The 21,941-nt window shown below is 60.7% G+C and carries 22 protein-coding genes; 13 read left to right on the forward strand and 9 right to left on the reverse strand.

All coding sequences use genetic code 11. The features are described from left to right. The first annotated feature begins 161 nt into the window (after positions 1 to 161). The gene (locus tag GOV80_RS04570; RefSeq protein WP_170355334.1) at positions 162 to 506 is read left to right on the forward strand and encodes a YbaB/EbfC family nucleoid-associated protein; all 345 of its coding nucleotides are present in this window, start codon (positions 162 to 164) and stop codon (positions 504 to 506) included. Positions 507 to 569: 63 nt separating this feature from the next. Further along, the gene (gene recR, locus GOV80_RS04575; protein WP_170783035.1) at positions 570 to 1,163 is read left to right on the forward strand and encodes a recombination mediator RecR; all 594 of its coding nucleotides are present in this window, start codon (positions 570 to 572) and stop codon (positions 1,161 to 1,163) included. Between the two features lie 70 nt (positions 1,164 to 1,233). Here the strand turns inward: recR and GOV80_RS04580 are convergent, their stop codons facing one another. Beyond that, positions 1,234 to 1,731: a lactoylglutathione lyase family protein gene (locus GOV80_RS04580; RefSeq protein WP_170783036.1), complete on the reverse strand. Its 498-nt coding sequence runs from the start codon at positions 1,729 to 1,731 to the stop codon at positions 1,234 to 1,236. A gap of 197 nt (positions 1,732 to 1,928) precedes the next feature. Here GOV80_RS04580 and GOV80_RS04585 point away from each other — a divergent pair, with 197 nt between their 5' ends. After that, the gene (locus GOV80_RS04585) at positions 1,929 to 2,417 is read left to right on the forward strand and encodes a hypothetical protein (RefSeq protein ID WP_170783037.1); all 489 of its coding nucleotides are present in this window, start codon (positions 1,929 to 1,931) and stop codon (positions 2,415 to 2,417) included. On the opposite strand, the gene GOV80_RS04590 is transcribed toward GOV80_RS04585, so the two are convergent. Next, on the reverse strand, positions 2,414 to 3,055 hold the full coding sequence (locus GOV80_RS04590) for a ribonuclease T2 family protein (RefSeq protein WP_170783038.1): 642 nt from the start codon (positions 3,053 to 3,055) through the stop codon (positions 2,414 to 2,416). The genes GOV80_RS04585 and GOV80_RS04590 overlap by 4 nt on opposite strands. A gap of 131 nt (positions 3,056 to 3,186) precedes the next feature. Between GOV80_RS04590 and GOV80_RS04595 the strand changes: the two genes are divergently transcribed. Together GOV80_RS04595 and GOV80_RS04600 are read left to right on the forward strand one after the other, a co-directional pair. Continuing rightward, positions 3,187 to 3,948 (forward strand): DUF1013 domain-containing protein, encoded by a 762-nt coding sequence (locus tag GOV80_RS04595; RefSeq protein ID WP_170774713.1) that lies wholly within the window; start codon positions 3,187 to 3,189, stop codon positions 3,946 to 3,948. Positions 3,949 to 4,001: 53 nt separating this feature from the next. Next, positions 4,002 to 4,394, forward strand: a complete 393-nt coding sequence (locus GOV80_RS04600; protein ID WP_170783039.1) for a hypothetical protein — start codon at positions 4,002 to 4,004, stop codon at positions 4,392 to 4,394. 38 nt (positions 4,395 to 4,432) lie between these two features. Here the strand turns inward: GOV80_RS04600 and GOV80_RS04605 are convergent, their stop codons facing one another. After that, positions 4,433 to 5,464 (reverse strand): permease, encoded by a 1,032-nt coding sequence (locus GOV80_RS04605; protein WP_170783040.1) that lies wholly within the window; start codon positions 5,462 to 5,464, stop codon positions 4,433 to 4,435. Next, positions 5,457 to 5,765: an ArsR/SmtB family transcription factor gene (locus GOV80_RS04610; protein ID WP_170783041.1), complete on the reverse strand. Its 309-nt coding sequence runs from the start codon at positions 5,763 to 5,765 to the stop codon at positions 5,457 to 5,459. The genes GOV80_RS04605 and GOV80_RS04610 overlap by 8 nt, the downstream gene beginning before the upstream one ends. A gap of 118 nt (positions 5,766 to 5,883) precedes the next feature. Here GOV80_RS04610 and pdxR point away from each other — a divergent pair, with 118 nt between their 5' ends. The 6 genes from pdxR to GOV80_RS04640 all read left to right on the forward strand — a co-directional run bounded on the left by pdxR (position 5,884) and on the right by GOV80_RS04640 (position 14,890). Then, the gene (gene pdxR, locus GOV80_RS04615) at positions 5,884 to 7,344 is read left to right on the forward strand and encodes a MocR-like pyridoxine biosynthesis transcription factor PdxR (RefSeq protein WP_170783042.1); all 1,461 of its coding nucleotides are present in this window, start codon (positions 5,884 to 5,886) and stop codon (positions 7,342 to 7,344) included. 126 nt (positions 7,345 to 7,470) lie between these two features. Then, entirely contained in the window at positions 7,471 to 9,249 is a 1,779-nt protein-coding gene (gene xsc, locus GOV80_RS04620) for a sulfoacetaldehyde acetyltransferase (RefSeq protein WP_170774724.1), read from the forward strand. A 5-nt stretch (positions 9,250 to 9,254) separates the two neighbouring features. Further along, positions 9,255 to 10,268, forward strand: coding sequence for a phosphate acetyltransferase (gene pta / locus GOV80_RS04625; RefSeq protein WP_170783043.1), 1,014 nt, complete (start codon positions 9,255 to 9,257; stop codon positions 10,266 to 10,268). 56 nt (positions 10,269 to 10,324) lie between these two features. Further along, positions 10,325 to 13,171 (forward strand): molybdopterin oxidoreductase family protein, encoded by a 2,847-nt coding sequence (locus GOV80_RS04630; RefSeq protein WP_170783044.1) that lies wholly within the window; start codon positions 10,325 to 10,327, stop codon positions 13,169 to 13,171. A gap of 97 nt (positions 13,172 to 13,268) precedes the next feature. Next, positions 13,269 to 14,018 (forward strand): 4Fe-4S dicluster domain-containing protein, encoded by a 750-nt coding sequence (locus tag GOV80_RS04635; RefSeq protein WP_170783045.1) that lies wholly within the window; start codon positions 13,269 to 13,271, stop codon positions 14,016 to 14,018. After that, on the forward strand, positions 14,018 to 14,890 hold the full coding sequence (locus GOV80_RS04640; RefSeq protein ID WP_170783046.1) for a dimethyl sulfoxide reductase anchor subunit family protein: 873 nt from the start codon (positions 14,018 to 14,020) through the stop codon (positions 14,888 to 14,890). The genes GOV80_RS04635 and GOV80_RS04640 overlap by 1 nt, the downstream gene beginning before the upstream one ends. 98 nt (positions 14,891 to 14,988) lie before the next feature. Here GOV80_RS04640 and dapA read toward each other — a convergent pair whose 3' ends face one another. Next, positions 14,989 to 15,861 carry a 4-hydroxy-tetrahydrodipicolinate synthase gene (gene dapA, locus GOV80_RS04645; protein ID WP_170783047.1) on the reverse strand — a complete coding sequence of 291 codons (873 nt, stop codon included), beginning with the start codon at positions 15,859 to 15,861 and terminating at the stop codon, positions 14,989 to 14,991. 134 nt (positions 15,862 to 15,995) lie between these two features. On the opposite strand from dapA, the gene GOV80_RS04650 reads away from it, so the two are divergent. After that, positions 15,996 to 17,960 (forward strand): lytic transglycosylase domain-containing protein, encoded by a 1,965-nt coding sequence (locus tag GOV80_RS04650; RefSeq protein WP_170783048.1) that lies wholly within the window; start codon positions 15,996 to 15,998, stop codon positions 17,958 to 17,960. Here GOV80_RS04650 and GOV80_RS04655 read toward each other — a convergent pair. Together GOV80_RS04655 and mnmC2 are read right to left on the reverse strand one after the other, a co-directional pair. Then, positions 17,934 to 18,803, reverse strand: coding sequence for a DMT family transporter (locus GOV80_RS04655; protein ID WP_170783049.1), 870 nt, complete (start codon positions 18,801 to 18,803; stop codon positions 17,934 to 17,936). The genes GOV80_RS04650 and GOV80_RS04655 overlap by 27 nt on opposite strands. Continuing rightward, positions 18,800 to 19,465 (reverse strand): tRNA (5-methylaminomethyl-2-thiouridine)(34)-methyltransferase MnmC2, encoded by a 666-nt coding sequence (mnmC2, locus tag GOV80_RS04660; RefSeq protein ID WP_170783050.1) that lies wholly within the window; start codon positions 19,463 to 19,465, stop codon positions 18,800 to 18,802. Before mnmC2 ends, GOV80_RS04655 begins: the two co-directional genes overlap by 4 nt. A 55-nt stretch (positions 19,466 to 19,520) precedes the next feature. Here mnmC2 and GOV80_RS04665 point away from each other — a divergent pair, with 55 nt between their 5' ends. Further along, entirely contained in the window at positions 19,521 to 20,555 is a 1,035-nt protein-coding gene (locus tag GOV80_RS04665) for an NAD(P)/FAD-dependent oxidoreductase (RefSeq protein WP_170783051.1), read from the forward strand. Here GOV80_RS04665 and GOV80_RS04670 read toward each other — a convergent pair. Together GOV80_RS04670 and GOV80_RS04675 are read right to left on the reverse strand one after the other, a co-directional pair. Then, entirely contained in the window at positions 20,547 to 21,338 is a 792-nt protein-coding gene (locus GOV80_RS04670; RefSeq protein ID WP_170783052.1) for an HTD2 family dehydratase, read from the reverse strand. The two genes, GOV80_RS04665 and GOV80_RS04670, sit on opposite strands and share 9 nt — an antisense overlap. Before the next feature lie 39 nt (positions 21,339 to 21,377). Next, positions 21,378 to 21,920 (reverse strand): NADPH-dependent FMN reductase, encoded by a 543-nt coding sequence (locus GOV80_RS04675; protein ID WP_170783053.1) that lies wholly within the window; start codon positions 21,918 to 21,920, stop codon positions 21,378 to 21,380. Between the last annotated feature and the right edge of the window lie 21 nt (positions 21,921 to 21,941).

Raw genomic sequence — 21,941 nt, forward strand, 5'->3', positions numbered from 1 at the left:
TGGGTCCAGCAGAGCGCGGGCGTTGCCCGCGCTCTGCTGGACCCAACGGGAGGAGAGGTCTTGCAAAAGACCGCGACGACGGGCGGGAGGGCACTGCCCCCTTGTGCCGCACGGGCGCTGTCCGTATCTAGGCGACAAACCGATTAGCAGGAGAAAACGTAATGCTTAAAGGACTCGGCGGTCTGGGCGATATGGCCAAGATGATGAAATCCGCGCAAGATCTGCAGACCAAGATGACCGACATGCAGGAAGAACTGAACAATCTGATGGTTGTCGGCGAATCCGGTGCTGGTCTGGTCAAAGCCACTGCCACCGCCAAGGGCGAACTCAAAGGTCTGGACATCGACCCCTCGATCTTCAACGGCGACGACAAAGAGGTCGTCGAAGACCTGATCCTTGCCGCTATCAAGGACGCGCAGACTAAAGCCGCCGAACGCGCGCAGGCCGAGATGGCCAAGCTGACCGAAAGCATGGGTTTGCCCGCAGACATCAAGCTGCCGTTCTGATAGACACTCCTGACGGTCCAAAGGCCGGGCACCCTGCCCGGCCCCTGTGCAGGGGTACGCGCGTTGAGTTCGAACAGCGACATCGACAATCTGATCGACCTGATGGCCAAACTGCCGGGGCTCGGCCCCCGCTCGGCCCGTCGCGCGGTGCTGCACCTGATCCGCAAACGTGCGCTGCTGCTGACACCCCTGTCGGACGCCATGCAGCAGGTCGCCATCACCGCCCGCGAATGCCTGAACTGCGGCAACGTGGGCACCACGGACATCTGTGACATCTGCGACGCCGAGGCCCGCGCCACCGGAGAGCTGTGCGTAGTCGAAGACGTCGCCGACCTCTGGGCGATGGAACGCGCAGGCGTGTTCAAAGGCCGGTATCACGTGCTGGGCGGGACACTCTCGGCACTGGACGGCGTCGGCCCGGACGAACTGCGCATCCCGCGCCTCAAAGATCGCGTCACTGCAGAAGGGATCACCGAAGTCATCCTCGCCCTGAACGCCACCGTCGATGGCCAGACCACAGCCCATTACATCGCCGACCAGCTAGAGGGTCAGGTGCGCCTGACCTCACTCGCTCAGGGTGTGCCGATTGGTGGCGAGTTGGATTATTTGGATGACGGGACGATTACGGCAGCACTGAGGGCACGAAAAGAGCTCTGAACTAAGCAAAACGGCAGCATCCGGAACGCTATGGCCCCTTCCGGCCACACACAAGCTTCGGTCTCATATGTCAGGTGTAAGCCCCCGACGAGTAGGTCAATTCGTAGGAATGGCTATAAATCTCGAAGACAATGCCAAAGGGGTCTTCGACATAGACCATACGGTAGGGCTTCTCACCGGGATAATAGTATCGAATTGGCATCCGCTGCTTGCCACCCGCTGCAACGATTTTTTCCACCAAGCCTTCGACATCCGGGTCTTGGACGCAAAAATGGAACGTACCATTCTGGCGAAAGTCGATATTGTTTTCCGGTACATAATTCCCGTCAAACTCGAAAAGCTCGAACCCAATGCGATCAGCAGTCGCGAGATGTGCAATACGTAGTTTTTTCCATTCCGGGCCAAACACATCGGTACACATGACACCGATATCCGTATCGTCCTCTACTACATCGGTCGGCGGCATGATCACGTAGAAACCAAGGACTTCGGAGTAGAACTGTACAGCCTCGTCAACGTTTGGGACAGACAATCCGATGTGAGAGAATGTTCTTGGATGTTGCGGCATAGCTCGCTCCTTGTTTTATGAGACGAAAACTATTGTGCGACAGCCAAGTTTCAAGCGTTCCCTTGGCAAGGCAAAGCCGGGTTCCGCCATGCACATAGGTGTTCCTTCGCGGCGACATCAGTCAAGAATGGCCTTTGCCTGCCGCACGCGGCGTGTACTATGGCTTTGACCTTGTCCATTTGATTTTGGGAACTGTAATGAAACGCCTTTTTGCTGTCGCACTTGCCGCCTTTACAGCCACTACTGCATTTTCGCAGCAGCTAGTCGACAAAGGCTTTGTCGACGGCTGGAACATCATGATGGATCCAGCGCTTGGCAATGGGTGCTTGATACAGACGATCTATCAAGACCTCTCGGTCGTGCGTATCGGCTATGATGCGTTGGACAATCGCGGGTATTTTGCCGTCTTCAACAAAGCCTGGGGCGATATCAAACAGGGCGAAAGCTATCCCATCCGTTTTGAACTCGACGGCCAAAGCTTTGATGCCACTGCCATCGGGTTCAACCAGCGCGATGTGCCCGGCGCCACCGTCTTTTTCACCGACCGCAGCTTTGTGGACGCTATCGCCAGAAACAAGACGATGACCGTCTACAACCCAGCAGGCGAAGTTGTGATGGCGATTGACCTTAAAGGCACGGCCAAAGCGCTGGACTATGCGCGCGATTGCCAGAACCGCAAGCTCTAGCGAATCGGGTCGAACAACGCATCCTTGGCCGCGCAGTCGCGGATCACGTCCAGGCCACAGGGCACAGGCGACAGATCGCGGGACAGGCACAGGCGGACCTCTTCGATATAGCCCTGTTTGCAGGTGACGGTGATCATGTCGCGCTCTAGCGCGGGGTTGGCCTTGAGAAACGCCTCTTCCACCACCGAGGCGGGCAGCTTGACCGAAGCGTCCAATTGACGGAACACCTGTGGACGGGCGACGCCCTCATAAGCCCGCCGCGACAAGGCGTAGTAGTCCAATGCAGACAGGCCCGAACAGGTTCCGTGCTTTTTCCACTGGTGCCACGCCAGCCCAGAGGTGCCTTGAATATCCGCCATCTCTCGCGTCATCGCACGCGACGGTGGCGCCTTGGCCGTCGGGCAATAAGACGGCCAGCCATTGTGGTATTGCGGCCAAAGCCCGTGTAGGATCCAGCCATGATCATGCCGCGCATCGCATTGGTCGGACCCGCGCGCATCGCCGACGCGGGCGCACCAGTTGGGCGACCAACTGAGCGACAGAACGTAGTAGTCGAACACACCCGCCTTCTCGCCGTCGGCCTGTGCGGCCAGCCCGCTGAACGCCCACAATGCCAGCGCTAAAATCCCGTGGCGCATTCGCCTCTTCCCTTCTTGCCTTTGCGCGACTATATAGGCCCGAAGTTCCCCGACAACGGAAACCTGCCCCAAGACCACGGGGCCGCCGAATTCCGGCGACGGGACAGATGTATGCATTAGGAGGCAGGCTGATGGCAAAACCGCTTATGGCCAAAGCAACCGCCGTTTGGCTGGTGGACAACACCACGATCAGTTTCAAGCAGATCGCGGATTTCGTAGGAATGCACGAGCTTGAAGTGCAGGGCATCGCAGACGGCGACGTGGCTGCTGGCGTCAAGGGTTTCGACCCCATCGCCAACAACCAGCTGACCCAGGACGAGATTGACTCGGCCCAGAACAACCCGCTGCACAAGCTGAAGCTCAAGTTCAACGCCGCTGCGGCAGGTGAGGAAAAGCGCCGTGGCCCACGCTATACCCCGCTGTCCAAACGTCAGGACCGTCCGAACTCGATCCTGTGGCTGGTTAAGTTCCACCCCGAGCTGAGCGATGGACAGATCGCCAAGCTGGTCGGCACCACCAAGCCCACCATCCAGTCGATCCGCGAGCGCACGCATTGGAACATCGCCAACATGCAGCCGATCGACCCGGTTGCGTTGGGCCTGTGCAAACAGTCCGAGCTGGACGCAATTGTCCAGAAAGCGGCCGCGAAGAAAGCCGCCGAAGGTGGCGTCATGAGCGATGATGAGCGCCGCAAGCTGGTTTCGACCGAGCAGTCGCTGGAAATGGACGCCGCACCGAAAATCCCGACCGCCATCGAGGGGCTGGAAACCTTCTCGCTGTCCGATGACCCAGTCGAGGAAAAAGACGATGAGCCGATCATCGACGCCGACAGCTTCTTCAACCTGCCCAAAGGCGGCGGCAACGAGGAAGAAGACGAAGATCCGCGCTTCTGATACTTAGTCAGCCCCGGTCCGAAACGGCCGGGGCTTTTTTGCACGAGATACCTATGCTGAATGCTTTGTCCTCTGTCTTCGGCCCGCACCGTGCGGTGTCGATCTATGCATTTCTGAAAACATGGGGCCTGCTGATGGTGGCGATCGTCGGCACAGTCTCGGTCGCAGCAGCGCTGCTGATACTCAACGATGACGGCGCGCATGAACACGACTCGTACCTGACGGTTGCGGTTCTGACGGCGACCCCGATGAATGGAGACTTGAAACACGGCGTCATCGCGTCGGTTCAACTGCCCGACGGGTCCACCATCTCGATCGACGAATCCAAGGAACACGTAGCTCGCACCGTCGGCGATACCGCCTGCGTCGAAAAACGCGTCTACGTCAAAAGCCAAGAGCCCCGGTACCGGTTCAAAATGCCGAGCCTCTGCGAGGCCAACCAATAAGCAAAACCGCCCGGAGGCATCTCCGGGCGGTTTTTCCTTTAGATCATCTGAAAGATAACCCCTGCGATGATCGCCCCGGTGATCCCCAGCCCAAGGTAGGTCGCAAAGACCCGTGGCTTGACCAGCGACCACACTGCCGCCATCGCCGGGATCGAGCTGACCGCGCCTGCGATCATGAACGACATGGCAGCGCCTGCGCTCATGCCCTGCTCGGTCAGCCCCGCCAGCAACGGCGGTGCGACGTAAGAGTTCAGATAGGCAGGCATTCCGACCAGCGCCGCGATGACAATCGGCACAATGCCTTCGCCCCCAACCACACGCGCGATCAGGTCGGCGGGCACATAGCTAACTAGAAGCGCCTCGAGTACATAGGCCAAAGCCAGCCACTTCAGCAGGAACATCCCGTTCTGGACAAATTCAGCTCGGAACCGCGTGCGGCGTTCGGGCTCTTTCCAGAAGGCCCAGACCGGTTTCTCGTCCTGTTTAGGTCCACAACCGCAGCACCCGGCAGGTTTATAAACGCGCAGAGGTTCGGCGAACGCTCCGCCGCGCATCAAGGCACGCACCACGAAGCCTCCGAACAGACCCAAAGCGACGGCGGCGACGGCCTTACCGATGGCAAACGGCCACCCCAATGCACCCGCCGTGATCAGCAGGGTCGGCGGGTCGATCAGAGGCGAGCTGAGCCAGAACGCCATAACCGCAGATAAAGGCGCGCCCAGCGCCAGCAGACCGGCGATAAAGGGGATCACCTCGCAGGAACAGAACGGGGCCAACCCTCCGAACAGGGCGGCGAGGAATATCATCCGCGTTTCGCGCCCTTCAAAAGCGCGGGCGACCATGACCTCGGCCCCCGTTGCTTTGAGGTAGGACAGTAGCAACACAGCGAAAAGGATATACTGCCCGGTATGCGCCAACGCCTTGCCTGCAAACGTTACCACTTCGGTCCAATTGGCCGGGTCCAGAACGGCGACCCCAATCAGAAGGACCAAGATCACCGCCCAAGGTGTCTTGATCAGGTCCTGCGCAACTTTCGCCGGAACCTTCGGGTTTTGTGTTAGCTCAGCCATCGTTTGCGGCCTTTCCCACTTCGTCGGCGCAGCACTCGGACAGGATAAACTGCGCCAGTTTCCTCAACTCGTCATAGTTCGCGCGGTTGGTCGTGGTTCGGCCGATCTTCTCCTGCTGCACCACCCCTCCGGCGGCCAGAAACCGCAGGTGATGTGCCAGCGTTGACGGTGCAATCCCGGTTCGGTCCTGGATCTCTCCAACCGTCAGACCGGCCTCACCGGCGCGGACCAGCGTTTTTAGAACCTTCAGCCGGGCCTCGGACCCCATGGCAGAAAATCCCGCAGCGGCGGCTTCCCACATTTCACAACTCCATTAAACTAGATTTCTAGTTATTTAGGTTATTCGCATCACCCCGTCAACAGTCAAAAATGCGTAAGTCCAGATTGCTCCCCCCATAAGTCCACCCTATAAGATACGCATGGGTATTTCGGTCGACACTTTCTTTCTGGAACTCAACGGTCAGGGCACTCTGCAAGCGCAGATCCAGCAGATGATTGCCGAAGGTATCCTGTCAGGCCGTTTTCATGTAGGTGAGAAACTGCCCTCATCCCGCAAACTGGCTGCCCATCTGGGCGTCAGCCGGATCACGGTGACGTTGGCCTATACGGAACTTCTGGCCAATGACTATCTAACAGCCAAGGGGCGGTCGGGGTATTATGTGTCGGAAAACGCGCCGGTTCCCCCGAAATACACGCCCACCCCGCGCGGCGACGAGACTGTGGATTGGAGCACCGCCCTGGCGCGCAAATTTTCGGACGGGGACACTCTGACAAAGCCCAGCGACTGGCGCGATTACCGCTATCCATTCATCTACGGTCAGGCCGACCGGTCGCTGTTCGATCATGCCAACTGGCGCCTGTGTGCGGTGCGGGCGCTGGGGCACAAGGATTTCGATTCCCTGACCGGGGATTATGTGGATCAGGACGACCCTCTTCTGGTCGAATTCATCGCCCGCCATACCCTACCCCGCCGCGGGATCGCCGCAAGACCCGAAGAGATTCTGATCACGCTGGGCGCGCAGAACGCATTGTGGTTGGCCTCGCGCATCTTATTGAACCGCAATCGAACGGCGGTGATCGAGGACCCTTGCTATTATGCTCTGCGCGATCTTTTAAGCCATTCAGACTGCAAAATGGCTCCGGTCGCCGTGGACCGTGACGGGCTGCCGCCAGATGCGCTGCCCGAGCAGACCGATGTGATCTTTACCACCCCCAGCCACCAAAGCCCTACCACTGCCACCATGCCGGTCGAACGCCGCACTGCCTTGCTGGAGCGCGCCCGCGCTTTGGATGCGATGGTGGTCGAAGATGACTATGAATTCGAGATGGCCTTTCTGGGTGCGCCCTCTCCGGCTCTGAAATCCATGGATCAGGACGGGCGGGTGATCTATGTAGGCAGCTTCTCGAAGTCGCTGTTTCCCGGACTGCGCCTTGGCTACATGGTCGGGTCCGCGCCGTTCATCCGCGAAGCCCGCGCCCTTCGGTCGCTGGTTCTGCGCCACCCGCCGGGGCATGTCCAGCGCACGGCGGCCTATTTCCTGTCGCTTGGCCATTACGATGCACAGATCAGGCGCATGTCCAAAGCGCTGGCGTATCGACGCGCAGCGATGGACAAGGCGGTTGAACTCCATGGTCTGACCGTCGCCGGTCGGGGGATCATGGGTGGCTCATCTCTGTGGATGTCAGCCCCCGAGCATATAGACACGACCGATCTGGCCCGAGCCTTACAAGACCAAAGCGTGCATATCGAGCCCGGCGTGCCCTTCTTTTCTGGCGCAAACCGGCCGCGGAATTTCTATCGCCTGGGCTATTCTTCGATCCCGCAGGACCGAATTGATCCAGGCGTGAAACGGATCGCCGAGACGATCCGCAAAGCTTGACTTCGATCTGGACCTAACCCGCCCTGACTTCTGGCCCTAACGCCACCCTGTCCCTTGCGCCAAAACCATATCTAAAGGCGGGGCTGCCAGCCCGGCCAAACTCATATATGCGCGGAGATCAACCAGATGAAAATGACCACCGAAGAGGCCTTTGTTAAGGTTCTGCAAATGCACGGGATCGAACATGCGTTCGGGATCATCGGCTCGGCCATGATGCCGATCTCAGATTTGTTTCCCAAGGCGGGGATCATGTTCTGGGACTGCGCGCACGAGGGCAGCGCCGGCATGATGGCCGATGGCTATACCCGCGCCACCGGCAAGATGTCGATGATGATCGCGCAGAACGGCCCCGGTATCACCAACTTTGTCACCGCCGTCAAAACCGCCTATTGGAACCACACCCCGCTGCTGCTGGTCACGCCGCAGGCCGCGAACAAGACCATCGGTCAGGGTGGTTTCCAGGAAGTCGAGCAGATGAAACTGTTCGAAGACATGGTCGCCTATCAGGAAGAGGTCCGCGATCCGACCCGCGTGTGCGAGGTTCTGAACCGAGTGATCATGCAGGCCAAACGCGCCAGCGCTCCTGCGCAGCTGAACATCCCGCGCGACATGTGGACTCAGGTCATCGATGTGGACCTGCCCGCGATTGTAGAATTCGAACGTCCCTCGGGCGGCGAAAGCGCCGTAGCGCAGGCGGCCGAGCTGCTGTCGAACGCCAAGAATCCAGTGATCCTGAACGGTGCGGGCGTGGTTCTGTCCGAAGGCGGGATTGAGGCATCCAAGGCACTGGCCGAGCGTCTGGATGCGCCGGTATGTGTCGGCTACCAGCACAATGACGCCTTCCCCGGCTCGCACCCGCTGTTCGCTGGCCCGCTGGGCTATAACGGTTCAAAGGCGGGTATGGAGCTGATTAGCGAGGCCGATGTGGTTCTGTGCCTCGGCACCCGTCTGAACCCGTTCTCGACACTGCCGGGCTACGGCATGGAATACTGGCCGGCGGATGCCAAGATCATTCAGGTCGACATCAACCCGGATAGGATCGGCCTGACCAAAAAGGTCTCGGTTGGCATCATCGGCGATGCGGCCAAGGTGGCCAATGGCATTCTGGCAAATCTCAGCGACACAGCTGGCGACGCCGGTCGCGATGAGCGCAAGGCGAAAATCGCTCAGAAGAAATCCGCTTGGGCGCAGCAACTGTCCAGCATGGACCACGAGGATGACGATCCAGGCACCACATGGAACCAGCGCGCTCGCGCAGCCAAGCCCGACTGGATGAGCCCCCGCATGGCGTGGCGCGCGATCCAGTCCGCCCTGCCGAAAGAGGCGATCATCTCGTCCGATATCGGCAATAACTGCGCCATCGGCAACGCTTATCCGTCCTTCGAAGATGGCCGCAAATATCTGGCCCCGGGCCTGTTCGGGCCCTGCGGCTATGGCCTGCCCTCGATCATGGGGGCTAAGATCGGCTGCCCCGACGTGCCGGTTGTGGGCTTTGCGGGTGACGGTGCCTTTGGCATCGCGGTCAACGAACTGACCGCCATTGGGCGCGAAGAATGGCCCGCGATTACGCAGATCGTCTTCCGCAACTATCAGTGGGGGGCCGAAAAACGGAACTCGACCCTGTGGTTCGACGACAACTTTGTGGGCACCGAGTTGGACACCAAGGTCTCCTACGCCGGTATCGCGCAGGCGTGCGGCCTGAAAGGCGTGGTGGCACGCACCATGGACGAGCTGACAGCCGCCCTGAATCAGGCCATCGAGGACCAGAAGAACGGCATCACCACCCTGATCGAAGCCATGATCAACCAAGAACTGGGTGAGCCCTTCCGCCGCGACGCGATGAAGAAACCAGTGGCCGTTGCAGGCGTCACCGCCGATGACATGACCCCGCAGGCCGGGGCGTAATCCGCGTGAAGCCTCTGCGCGCCATTCTCGGGACGGCAAGCGCGTCGGACAAGATCATCGCCCTGTCCGAGGGCGACGATCCCCGCGTTGTCGAAGGGGCCGTCAAGGCCGTGAAAGAGAATGTCGCGCGGATCATCCTGATCGGAGACAAGGCCGAAGTTTCGGCCCTTCTTGGCGCACACGAGGGATATGACCCGGAATGGATCGACATTCACGACCCGGCCACCTCTGACCTGACACCCGGCCTTGCGCAGGCCCTGCATGAGCGGCGCAAGCACAAAGGCCTGACGTTGGAGGACGCGCGCCAGCAGGTCACCAACCGGCTGACCTATGCCGCCATGCTGGTGCAACAGGACATCGCCGACGGCACAGTCGGTGGCGCGGTCGAGACTACGTCGGACACTGTGCGTGCTGCGTTGCAGATCATCGGCACCGCGCCCGAGGCGGCGATGGTCTCCAGCTTCTTCCTGATGCTGTTCTGTCAGGACCATCACGACGTCAAAGGCGCCCGCATCTTCGCCGATTGCGGATTGGTCGTAGACCCTGACGCGCAAGAGATGGCGGAAATTGCCCGCGCCTCAGCTGAGTCCTACACCACCCTGACCGGCGAAACGGCGCGCGTAGCGATGCTGTCCTTTTCTACCTCGGGCAGCGCGGATCACCCCAAAGTGTCCAAAGTGGTCGAGGCCACACAGATCGCCCGCGCCAAGGACCCAACCCTGCTGATCGACGGAGAGCTGCAATTCGACGCCGCCTTCGTTCCCGAAGTCGCCGCAACCAAGGCCACAGAATCACCGCTCAAGGGTGAGGCAAATGTCTTTGTCTTCCCCAGCCTGAATGCTGGGAACCTCGGCTATAAAATCGCCCAGCGCATCGGTGGGGTCGAGGCCATCGGCCCGGTGCTGCAAGGGCTGGCGAAACCCGCAAACGACCTGTCGCGCGGCTGTTCGTCCGAAGACATCCTGCACATGATCGCCGTCACCGCCGTTCAGGCGCAACACAATGATGCCGGGACATAAGTCGTCTCAAGCCATCAAAACGAAAAAATTATTCCGATTTTTCGCAAAACATGGGAATGATCGGGTCGCAAGCTGAAAAGGGGGCGCATTTGAACCAGCCAGTGATCGACACCTCGCCCAAGGTTTCCGACGAGGTCCGCAAGACCACCTGCTACATGTGCGCCTGTCGCTGCGGCATCAATGTCCACATGAAGGACGGCAAGGTTGCCTATATCGAAGGCAACCGCGACCACCCTGTGAACAAGGGCGTTCTGTGCGCAAAAGGCAGCGCCGGGATCATGCAGGTCAACGCGCCCTCACGCCTGCGCAAACCGCTGCGCCGAGTTGGCCCACGCGGCTCGGGTGAGTTCCGCGAGATCGAGTGGGACGAGGCAATCAGCACCGCTGTCGGCTGGCTGAACGAGCTGCATGAGACCGCCCCGCAGAAACTGGCTTTTTTCACCGGCCGCGACCAGAGCCAAAGCTTCACCAGCTTCTGGGCGCAGAATTTCGGCACTCCCAACTATGCAGCCCATGGCGGGTTCTGCTCGGTCAATATGGCGGCGGGTGGCATCTACACCATGGGCGGCGCGTTCTGGGAATTCGGCCAGCCCGATTGGGAGCATACCAAGCTGTTCATGCTGTTCGGCGTGGCCGAGGACCACGACAGCAACCCGATCAAGATGGGGATCGGCAAGATCAAGTCACGCGGCGCACGGGTGATCGGTGTGAACCCGATCCGCTCGGGCTATAACGCGGTAGCCGACGATTGGGTCGGGATCACACCCGGCACCGACGGTCTGTTCATCCTGTCGCTGATAAATGTGTTGATGAAAGCGGGCAAGATCGACCTCGATTATCTCAGCCGTTACACTAACGCGCCTGTTCTGGTGAACGCCGCCGAAGGCCCCGAGAAGGGGCTGTTCCTACGCGACGACGACGGCAAGCCACTGGTCATCGACCGCGTGACTGGCGAACCAACTGCCTTTGACAAACCCGGTGTCCGTCCGGACCTTTCAGCCACCTATGACAAAGACGGCGTTACGCACCGCCCGGTCTTTCACCTGATGGCCGAGAAATACCTGTCCGACGACCACGCCCCCGAAAAAGTCGCCGACCGCTGCGGCATCCCGGCCAAACGCATCCGCGCGATTGCGGCCGAAATCGCGCGCGTCGCCTTTGACGAGGCGATCGAGCTGGACCACGAATGGACCGACTTCCGGGGCGAAAAACATTCGAAAATGACAGGCCGCCCGGTCAGCTTCCACGCCATGCGCGGCATCTCAGCCCATGCCAACGGTTTTCAGACCTGCCGCGCCCTGCACGTGCTGCAAATCCTGCTGGGCACGGTCGAGGTCCCCGGCGGTTTCCGCTTCAAACCACCCTACCCCAAACCGGTCGAGGCGCACCCCACCCCGCACGGAGACCGCCGCCCCGGTCGCCCTCTGGAAGGCCCGCACCTTGGCTTCCCACGCGGCCCCGAAGACCTGCTGCTGGACGAACACGGCAACGCGCAGCGCATCGACAAGGCGTTCACCTGGGAAAACCCGATGTCGGCCCATGGGCTGATGCATATGGTGATCTCGAACGCCGCCGCTGGTGATCCCTACAAGATCGACACGCTGTTCATGTATATGGCGAACATGTCGTGGAACTCCTCCATGAACACCAAGGGCGTGATGGAGATGCTTTCGGCCAAAACCGAAGACGGCAAATATGTCATCCCCAAGATCATCTACTCGGATGCCTATTCCTCGGAAATGGTGGCCTATGCCGACCTGATCTTGCCCGACACCACCTATCTCGAACGGCACGACTGTATCTCGCTGCTGGACCGCCCGATCTGCGAGGCCGATGCCGCCGCCGACGCGATCCGCTGGCCAGTGGTCGAGCCCGACCGCGACGTGCGCGGGTTCCAGTCGGTTCTGATCGAACTGGCCAACCGCATGAGTCTGCCGGGCTTCACAAACGAAGACGGCACGCCCAAATGGAAGGACTACGCCGACTATATCGTCAACCACGAACGCAAACCGGGCATCGGACCGCTTGCGGGGTTCCGGGGCGAGGATGGCGACAAAGAAGGGCGCGGCGCGGTCAATCCAGACCAGCTGAACCGCTATATAGACAATGGCGGCTTCTACGTCGCCCATATCCCCGAAGGTGCGGATTACTACAAACCGTGGAACACGGCCTATCAGGACTGGGCGGTCAGCATGGGCCTCTATGACAGCCCACAACCCTACCTGTTTCAGCTTTACTCCGAGCCGATGCGCAAATTCCAACTGGCCGCCGAAGGGCATGGCAACCGCCAGCCCCCCGAGCACCTGCGCCAGCGCCTCAAAGACACGATGGACCCGCTGCCCAAATGGTACGAGACCGATCAGCAAGGAAACGAAGGTTTCACCGTCAACGCCCTGACCCAACGGCCCATGGCGATGTATCACAGCTGGGGCACCCAGAACGCATGGCTGCGGCAGTTGCACGGACGCAACCCGCTCTATGTGCCGACCAAACTGATGCGCGAGCATAACCTGCAAGATGGCGATTGGGCCAAAGTCACCTCGCCCCACGGCGAAATCACCGTGCCCGTGATGGAGATGGCCGCGCTCAACGACAACACTGTCTGGACCTGGAACGCAATCGGCAAACGCAAAGGCGCCTGGGCCCTGCAAGAGGACGCACCCGAAGCCACCAAGGGCTTCTTGCTGAACCACCTGATCCATGAACTCCTCCCCCCAAAAGGCGACGGAATGCGCTGGGCCAACTCGGACCCGATCACCGGGCAGGCCGCGTGGTTCGACCTCAAGGTGAAGATCGAAAAGGCCGATCCGCCATCCAACGCCGAAAGCCAGCCGGAATTCGCCCCGATTCAGTCCCCAGTCGGCACCGGCCCCAAGGACTTGGCATGGAAGGTTGGCAAATGAGCAGGATCCAATCTTCATCTGGCCAAAAATATCCCGGGGAGCGCGAGGGGCTGGCCCCTCGCACCGACCCTCACCACCTACGCGGAGGTCAAAGCACATGACCCAGCTCCCCTCATCGACCGACCGCAAAATGGGCCTCGTCATCGACCTTGACACCTGCGTCGGTTGCCACGCCTGTGTGATCTCTTGCAAAGGCTGGAACACCGAAAACTACGGCGCGCCACTGTCGGATCAGGACGCCTATGGGGCCGACCCTTCGGGCACCTTCCTCAACCGCGTGCATTCCTACGAGGTGCGACCCGCTGAAGGTCCCGCACAACTCATCCACTTCCCCAAGTCTTGCCTGCATTGTGAGGATGCCCCCTGCGTCACCGTCTGCCCCACCGGGGCCAGCTATAAACGGGTCGAGGACGGGATCGTTCTGGTCAATGAAAGCGACTGCATTGGGTGCGGGCTTTGTGCGTGGTCCTGCCCCTATGGCGCGCGCGAATTGGATCAGGCGGAGGGCGTGATGAAGAAATGCACCCTCTGCGTGGATCGCATCTATAATGAGAACCTGCCCGAGGTGGATCGCGTGCCGTCCTGCGTGCGCACCTGCCCCGCCGGCGCTCGTCATTTCGGAGACCTCGGCGACCCGGAAAGCGATGTCAGCAAGCTGGTCGCCGAACGCGAGGGCATGGATCTGATGCCCGAAATGGGCACCAAACCCGTCAACAAATACCTGCCGCCGCGGCCCAAGGACCAGATTGAGGACCAGATCGACATCCTCGCCCCGCTTCTGGCCCCAGTCGCTGAAGAACCCAAAGGCTTCCTTGGTTGGCTCGATAAAACACTGGAGAAGCTCTGATGCATCCAGCCCCTTCCGTCATCATCTTCACCACACTTTCAGGCCTGGGATTTGGGTTGCTGTTCTTTCTGGGCCTCGGGATGCCCGACGTTTCGGGCTGGGTGGCCTTTGTGTTTTTTGTCATCGCCTACGGCCTGTCGGTCGGAGGGCTGATGGCCTCGACCTTCCACCTTGGCCACCCGGAACGGGCTTTGAAGGCATTCACCCAATGGCGTTCCAGCTGGCTCAGCCGTGAGGGTTGGTGTGCTGTGATCGCTTTGCTCGTGATGGGGCTTTATGCCATTGGTCTTGTTTTCTTTGGCCAGCGTTGGGGGTTTTTCGGCCTTATCGGCGCCGGATTCGCGTTGGCGACCGTTTTCACAACCTCGATGATCTATACCCAGCTCAAAACGATCCCCCGCTGGAACATGAAACTGACACCAGCCATGTTTCTCAGCTTCAGCCTTGCAGGTGGGTCGCTCTTGGCGGGTCAGACGAGCCTCGCCGTTCCGCTTTTGCTGGCGGCGGCGTTTGTTCAGGCATTTTATTGGTGGCTAGGGGACAAAGCCTTTGCCACCTCTGGCACAGACCTTGGCACTGCCACCGGACTGGGTGCGCGTGGCGCGGTACGGGCCTTTGAACCGCCGCATACGGGAACCAACTACCTTTTGCGCGAATTCGTCTTTGTAGTAGGTCGCAAACACGCCGAGAAACTGCGCATCATCGCGTTTGTTCTGGCCTTCATGGTCCCGGTGTTACTGCTGGTTTTGCCGTTCAGCCATTTCTTTGCCGCCTTGGCGGTGTTGTCTCATTTGGCAGGAGTTGCGGTGTCGCGCTGGTTGTTCTTTGCGCAGGCCGAGCATGTTGTTGGCCTGTACTACGGCAAGCGATAGGGCACGAGGGGGCCAGCCCCCCTCTTGAGCCTGCGGCTCAATTCACCCCCGGAATATTTATGGCCAGATGAAGATCGGACCCGGGTTGAGGCCCGGCGTTACAGCAGGCCCGCGTGTTTCATCGCCGCCTCGATCGCGGCCTTGGTGCTGTCTTCCAATTCCGTGAGCGGCGAGCGGACCTCGGTGCTGCACAGGCCCAGTTTGGACAGTGCGTATTTGGCACCGACAAGGCCGGGTTCGATGAAGATCGCCTCGTGCAGAGGCATCAGACGGTCCTGATAGTCCAGTGCCTTGGCATAGTCGCCCGCGAGCGTGGCCTGCTGGAACTCGGCGCAGAGTTTGGGGGCTACGTTTGCAGTAACCGAGATGCAGCCGACGCCGCCATGGGCGTTGAAGCCCAGCGCTGTGGCGTCCTCGCCCGACAACTGGCAGAAATCCGGACCGCAGGTGGCGCGTTGCTGGCTGACCCGCGCCAGATCGCCTGTCGCATCTTTGACGCCGATGATACGCGGCAGTTTTGCGAGTTCGCCCATGGTTTCGGGCGACATATCGATGACCGAACGACCCGGAATATTGTAGATGATGATCGGGATATCCGCGCATTCATGCAACGCGCGGAAATGTGCGATCAGCCCTTTTTGCGTGGGCTTGTTGTAGTATGGGGTCACGACAAGAGCCGCATCTGCCCCAACCGTTTGAGCAAATTGCACAAAGCGGATGGCTTCATCGGTATTGTTTGAACCCGCGCCCGCGATCACCGGCACGCGACCGGCGGCAGCTTTGACCACCTCGGCCACGACGGTTTCGTGTTCATCGTGGCTGAGTGTGGGGCTTTCACCCGTCGTGCCCACAGGGACCAATCCGGTCGAGCCTTCCTGAATGTGCCACTCGACCAAGTGTTTGAGCGTATCCAAGTCCAACGCGCCGTTTGTGAACGGGGTGACGAGGGCTGGCATTGAGCCTTTGAACATGACACGCTCCTTGGTGTGCGGTTAGCAATTTTTTGCCTCGCGCGGCATCACAATCTTGGCGATGTGTGTTGATCCCGGCGGTGCAAAGTTTATCCTGAATGGCTCTATCCTTGGTTGGTTGGGAAATGCAAGGCATGACACGCGTTCTGGCGCTTTTGACAGCTGTGATTCTGAATTCATTCGGGCAAGCAAAGGCCGATGCGGTAGACGATCTGCGCGCCGGGATGAATGAGATGCGCAAGGGTGACTGGAACGCAGCGTTGCGCGAATCCGGTGCACGAGGATCGGTGTCGCGCGATATCATCGTCTGGCATTGGCTGCGTGAAGGGTTCGGGACCTCGGGCGATGTACTGGTATTTCTGGATCGACGTCCTGATTGGCCTGGCCTGGCCTGGTTGCGGCGCAAGAGCGAGCCAGCCTTTACCGGGGCTGATCCCGACCGGGTGGTGAAGTTCTATGACGACCTCCCGCCGCAAACCGCTGAGGGGGCGTTGAACTACGCCGTGGCACTGAAGGCCAAGGGACGCACCGGGGATGCCGAGGCCGATATCGTGACCGCATGGCGGACCATGCCCATGGGGGCGGGTCTGCAAAAAAACTATCTTGAGAATTTTGAGGCCATGCTGCGACCTCATCACACGGCACGGCTGGATCGGATGCTGTGGGATGGCCATCTGGTCAGTGCGGGGCAGATGCTGCCTTTGGTCAGCGCCGATCAGCGCAAGCTGGCCGAGGCGCGGATCGCCTTGCAAAAACGCCAGCCCGGCGTGGATGGCAAGGTTGCCGCAGTGCCTAAATCACTGGTGGATGCGCCTGGGCTGGCCTTTGACCGCTTTGTCTGGCGCGACAAGAAAGAGCTGGACGACAGCGCGATTGACCTGATGCTCGCGCGCTCGACCGGGCCCGATGCACTGGGTGAGCCCGACAAATGGGCCGAGGGCCGCCGCCGGCTGGCGCGGCTTGAGATGCGCAATGGCAGCGCGGCCAAAGCCTATGAAATCGCGGCCAATCACCATATGACGCCCGAAAATGGGTATGGCTATGCCGATCTGGAGTGGCTGGCCGGGTTTCTGGCGCTGCGGAAACTGAATGACCCGGCCACGGCGGTTCGGCATTTCCAGAATTTCTCGGATGCAGTAGCATCTCCGATCTCGAAAGGACGCGGCGGGTATTGGCTGGGGCGAGCCTACGCGGCGCTGGGCGATGCGGACAAGGCTTATGCGGCCTATGCGATGGGGGCGGACTATCAGACTTCATTCTATGGTTTGCTGGCGGCCGAACAGATTGGGCGTCCATTTGACAGCGAATTGGCGAACCCGCGCCGGGCACCACATTGGAAGCAGGCTGATTTTGCCGATTCCAGCGTGTTAGAGGCCGGTTTATTGCTGTTGCAGGCTGGTGAGGACAACCTGTCGGAACGGTTCCTGACTCATCTGGTCGAAAGCCTGGACTCCACGCAAGCCAACCAACTGGGCGATTTGGCCATTGAACTGAAAGAACCCCATCTGGCCGTAATGATTGCCAAGCGCGCGGCCACAGTGGGCATTGTTTTGCCTGCGGCCTATTACCCGGTGCATCCGGTGGCTGATCTGGGTCTTCCGATGGCCAAAGAGATGACGCTGGCCATTGCCCGTCGCGAAAGCGAATTTGACCCCGTCGTGATCAGCGGCGCAGGTGCGCGGGGACTGATGCAGGTGATGCCCGCCACCGCCCAGAACGTGGCGCGGAATCTGGGCATCCTTAGCGGGCACAAGACCTCGAGCCTCACGTCGGACTGGCAGTATAACGCCAAGCTGGGGGCGAATTACCTGTCCGGTCTGGCCGAGGACTTCAACGGCAATGTGGTGATGATGGCGGCTGGCTATAACGCCGGGCCGGGCCGTCCGATCTCGTGGATGGAACGCTATGGCGACCCGCGGGCAGGCGAGATTGACGTGGTCGACTGGATTGAGACAATCCCCTTCAGCGAAACCCGTAACTACGTGATGCGCGTGGCGGAAAGCTTGCCGGTTTACCGCGCACGGCTGGGGCAGCCTGCCCTGCCGGTGCCGTTCTCGCAAGAGCTGACGGGTTCAACCCTGGCGGCGTTCGCGCCATAGGGTGAAGAGGCCTGCCGCAACGACCAAGGCCGCGCCCAGAATGACCTCGGGGCGCAGGGCTTCGCCAAAGATCGAGATACCGATGATAGCGGTCCAGACCAGATGGAAATAGGCAAAAGGTTGCACCGCGCTGGCCTCGGCCAGCTCATAGCATTTGATCAGTAGCCAGTGACCCGAGACACCTCCGACGCAAAGCAGTAACATCCACGCCCAATCGGCACGGGCCATCGGCTCCCAGAACCACATGCCGACCAAGGTCATCGCCACTGCCCCGGCTATGCCGGTCCAAAAGAAACTGGTGGCCGCACTGTCCTTGCGGGCAGCATAGCGGGTCAGCAGGCCATACAACGCAAACAGAAAGGCCGAGATTAGCGGCACGATGGCCCACGGGTTGAACACGCCCACGCCCGGTTGCAGGATGATCAGAACCCCGACGCACCCCACACCGATTGCCAGCCAACGCCGCCAGCCGACCTTTTCGCCCAGAACCGGCCCGCTGAGCGCCGCCACTAGCAGCGGATAGCAGATGAACACCGCCATGCTGTCGATCAGGCCCAGCACCGTAAAGGCGAACACGGCCACGCAAACCTCGACCGCCAGCAAGGCGCCCCGGAAGACCTGCAAGCCCAACTGGCTGGTCTGTGCCGCTGCCTTTAGCCCTTCGGGCGCGCGTGCGGCCAATGCGATCACAAAAGCCGCAAAGAACCAATAGCGGATCATGACGACCATGTAGGTGTTGTAGGTCGCCGCCAGATGGCGCGAGATCCCGTCCTGCAACGCAAACACAACCGTCGCCGCGATCATCAGCGCGATACCGGCGCGGATATTGTTCTGCTGGCTCATTCCTTCACCGCGCGGGTCATGTGACGTTTGCGGCCATATCCGAGGGCTCGGGCCACGGTGAAGCCCGCATCGGCCAGTCCGCGCCGAACAAATCCGGCCGCCGTATAGGTCGCCGCAGTGCCGCCTTTGGCCGTGTGATCCGCCACCTGTTGCATCAGGTCTGAGCCCCATAGTTCAGGGTTTTTGGCAGGCGAGAACCCGTCTAGAAACCACGCATCCGCTTGCCCGGACCACGCAGGCAGAGTCTTCCGCGCATCGCCCTCGATCACCTCCAGCCGCAGGGTGCTCAGATCACAAGCCCCACCCTGCCATGCGCTTAGAAACCGCTCGGCCCAAGGGGTCAGATCGGGAAAGGCGTCCAGCGCGCGGGCCATGTCATCGCGACCCATGGGGTAGGCCTCGAAACTGGTGAAACTCAGCGGGGTTGTCTGGCCCGAGATCTCCCACGCAGACCAGACCGTCAGCATGTTCAGCCCGGTGCCGAATCCCAGCTCGGCTATGCGGAACCCCGGCGCGAACCGTGCAGGCAGATCATTGCCCGCCAGAAAGACATGCCGCGTTTCCTCCAGACCGTTCTGGAGCGAGAAATAGGGATCGTCGAAACGGTCCGAGACGGGGATTTGCCCGTCCCGCCATGTCAGTTCGGCACGCTGGTCTGCCATCGGGGAATCCTGTAGCTAAGCGGCGCGACACTGAACAAGGAAATGAGGTTTGGCAATGGTCGATGTGACGGTGCGGGGCGCGGGTATCTTTGGCCTGTCCATCGCGTGGACCTGCGCCCGACGTGGCGCCAAGGTGCAGTTGGTGGACCCGTTTGGCCCCGGCGCAGGTTCCAGCGGCGGGTTAGTGGGTGCGCTGGCCCCGCATGTGCCCGAGAACTGGAACGCCAAGAAAGCCTTTCAATTCGACAGCCTGATCATGGCCGAGCCGTTCTGGACGCAGGTTGAGGCCACGGGCGGCGTCTCACCGGGTTATGGGCGATTGGGGCGGCTGCAACCCATCGCGGATCAACGCATGTTGGAACTGGCCCACGCTCGCGCGGTGACGGCGGCCGAACTATGGCAGCGCCGGGCTGAGTGGCGCGTGGTCGAGACCACTGAAGTAGGCGCATGGTGCCCGCCCAGCCCCACTGGATTTGTGATCCACGACACACTCAGCGCGCGGATGCATCCGCGCCGGGCCTGTGCCGCGTTGGTCGCTGCGTTGCAGGTGATGGGCGTGCGGGTTCAGACCGATGCGCCCGACGCGGGGCAGGTTGTCCACGCCACCGGGTTGGCCGGTTTACAGGAGCTCAATAACACCTTGGGCAAGACGGTCGGCAATGGCGTAAAAGGACAAGCCGCCCTTTTGCGATTTGATGCCGGAGAAGTGCCGCAGCTTTTTGCCGATGCCATTCACCTCGTCCCCCATGCGGATGGCACGCTGGCGATTGGGTCGACCTCCGAACGTGATTATGACGATCCAACCAGCACCGATGATGCACTGGACGACGTGCTGGACCGCGCCATCCGGGCTGTGCCGCTGCTGCACGGGGCTGAAGTGATCGAACGCTGGGCCGAGATTCGCCCACGCAGCAAAAGCCGCGCCCCGATGTTGGGGGCACATCCGCTGCATCATGGACAGTTCATCGCCAACGGAGGGTTCAAGATCGGCTTCGGCATGGCCCCGAAAGTGGCCAAGGTCATGGCCGATCTGATGCTTGAGGGGCGTGATACCATCCCCGAGGACTTCCGCCCCGAAGCGTCACTCTGACCGAGGATGCGCCTCAGCCTGCATACATAGACGCCCGTCGGGACCACGCACCCACAGGTCGGATCCGTTCCGGCACAAGGTTGCGGTTTCGAAATGCATCAGCGGCGACGACGCCCGGAAGGAAAACCGCGCCAAAGGTCCCATCTGTGCCTCGGCAAACAGCATCAGCAACTGCGCCAATAGCGGGCCGTGAACAACCAGCCCCGCATATCCTTCGACATCGCGCGCGTAATCCAGATCATAGTGGATACGGTGGCCATTGAAGGTCAGTGCCGAGTATCGAAACAGCAACGTGGTGTCGAAGGCGACTTGCTGCGTCTCGGTCTCATCTGTCCGCGCCTTCGGGGGTGTGGGGGCCGGGCCAGTTGGGTCTTCGCGGTAGACCAGATCCTGCCATTCGGTCAAGCACAGCCTGCCCCGCTGCGAGATCTCATGGCGCAGTGTCACAAATCCCAAAGGCCCGCTGCGTCCGGTTTTCCGCGCGGTGCTTTCGCAGACCGAGCGACGCTCGGCCCGCTCACCGGCGACCAGAGGGGTGTGGAAGCTCAGCCGCCCACCCGCCCACATACGGCGTGGCAGGCCCATATCGGGGATCAAGCCGCCCCGTTTCGGATGGCCGTCGCGACCCAGTCCTTGTGGCGGCTCGGTCGTCCAGAAGTAAAGCTGATGGAAAAAAGGCGGCAGCACCGTGTCTGCCGAGATGGAGGGCTTCTGACCCAGCGCGGCCTGCATCGCACAGGCGCGCACCGGGTCGATCATATCAGTCTGGATGTCCTGTTGCATGGGGCCAGACTAGGCATCCGGCCCGTCCCGAACAACCGGTCAGAGACCTGCTTCGGCGCGCAATTTTTGCATCAGGCTCCGCAGCATGTTCTCGTACCTGTCGCTGCGTAGCCGGCCAGCCTCGTCAAACTCATTCGAGCTGTCTGCCAGATGGAATTCGGGCCCTTGTAGAATGCGCGGCTGAAACGGCACCATAAAGCCGCGCAGCACCATCTGGGCGCGCTCACCCCCGGCGCGACCTGCGGCAGCCGACATCACGGCAACCGGCTTGTCAACCCATGGTTTTGTCTTGGTGCGGCTTACCCAATCCAGCGCGTTTTTCAGAACACCCGACGGCCCTTTGTTGTATTCCGGGGTCGAGATAATCACCGCATGGGCCTGCGCGATCTGGTCGGACAGTGTTTGAACCGCTGGGGGAATACCCTCGTGCGCCTCCAGATCACCATCATAAAGGGGAAGGTTCAGGTCAGCGTCAATGAAAGTGCCCGCCTCGAACAGGCGTGCCGCCTCGTGCAGCAGCTTGCGGTTGGTGGCGTCTTTGCGCAATGAGCCAGAGAGGCCCAGCAGGATCGGTTCGGACATGAGGAAACTCCGGGTTGTTCG

It is taken from the genome of Ruegeria lacuscaerulensis, from assembly GCF_013034685.1.
In the GTDB taxonomy this organism is placed as follows: Bacteria; Pseudomonadota; Alphaproteobacteria; order Rhodobacterales; family Rhodobacteraceae; genus Ruegeria; species Ruegeria lacuscaerulensis_B.